The sequence below is a fragment of the Streptomyces sp. NPDC058637 genome (assembly GCF_042717325.1).
Taxonomy (GTDB): domain Bacteria; phylum Actinomycetota; class Actinomycetes; order Streptomycetales; family Streptomycetaceae; genus Streptomyces.
The window spans coordinates 1-1,315 of sequence record NZ_JBHXRD010000071.1 but is presented as its reverse complement, the minus strand read 5'-3'; the positions used below and the strand labels follow the sequence as shown (position 1 = coordinate 1,315).

The 1,315-nt window shown below is 43.0% G+C and carries 1 protein-coding gene and 1 pseudogene; both read right to left on the bottom strand.

Annotated features, from left to right (window positions below; all coding sequences use genetic code 11):
* A pseudogene (locus ACFWVP_RS34775) lies at positions 1–288 on the bottom strand (hypothetical protein); the annotation flags it as partial.
* Between the two features lie 762 nt (positions 289–1,050).
* Positions 1,051–1,315 (bottom strand): hypothetical protein (locus ACFWVP_RS34770; RefSeq protein WP_384502166.1); only part of this gene is annotated, 265 nt, incomplete at its 5' end.

Sequence of the window (1,315 nt, the reverse complement as noted above, 5' to 3'; positions counted from 1 at the left end):
GGTCTGTGGTTTTAAATTAAGCTTTTCACAAATCATGTCTTTGCCGTATTTGCTTATATTAATCAACCCATCATAGTCCATACGCTTCATAAGCTCGTATAAGATGGAGTTGTTTGGAAGATCGTAGAGGCGATTAATATCGTCTAAATAAAGCTTTATATATTCAGGTTCAGCAGGAAACTGAATAATAGTTTCTTTTGATGATGAAATAACTTCGCCGGTTTCGTTATTTACTGCATGTGTTTCATGTGTGTATATATGGTTTTTTGTAGGTCTTTTAGAAGACATAATATGTTCCTATAAATAGTTGCTTATTCCCAGTATATACCATTTTAAAAGTATTGTCAATACCCTTAAAAGAGTACAAAGCATACCCCCACACGGTAACGAACTTACTTTTAAAAAAGTACAATTTAGAGCCTTGAAATAGCGAGGGTATACTTTTTTTTACACTCATTTCATACCCCCACAGAGTATAAAACTTACCTCCACAGAGTATAAAACTTACCTCCACAGAGTATAAAAATTGGCTGAAAGCCACGGAATACGTGGTTCCCAGTATCTTATATCTTGTATTACCCTCTTTTGACCTTCGTTATAGCAATCAAAAATAAGGGCATTTTCAGCCCGTTAGATTGCATTCGGATAGGACGGATCTACCGCAACGCGAAGCAGGTTCCACAAGCCTCGTTATGGTGATTGAGTGGGTGGCCTAGGCCGTAGGACGACGGCAAACCATGAGATCAACAGAGCGAGAGCACTGGGGAAAGCCATCGCCCGAATGGGCTGGCGTCCTGTAAATGCGGTAGCTCCGTCGGATCTATGTGCTGCAATCGAGCCTAACGCCTCACTGCGTTCGTTGTTGGGCCATTTGACACGCTTGGCCAAAAAGCCGGCCAACCATGTCAAACGACCTTAATCGGCTCGCTAATGGGCTATCAGGAGCTTCTAGGGTGGAATGGGATCGATGGATCACCATCGTCACTGTCCAACCCGCTTTTGATTTTCGGGGACTGACAGCACACCCCCACATTCCCTGGAGGGAAATGTTCAGGGGTGTAATGGCACCGTTGCCGGTGCTGTTCTGGTGATAAAAGCAAGGGCAACGCAGCTTTTAAAAACAGACAGCCTCTGGAATAAACCGGAACGGTTTATGTAAGACATTGCCGATTTTGATTGTAAGCTTTTGACCTGTTGTAGATCTTGATCTTGATCTTGCTGTTGATCTTCCTCGCGTAGCGAGGCCCATGCACTCGTAGAGTGCTTTAATGGGCTAAAACACTCCTTCGGAATGTGATGTATCAAGGAATAAAAT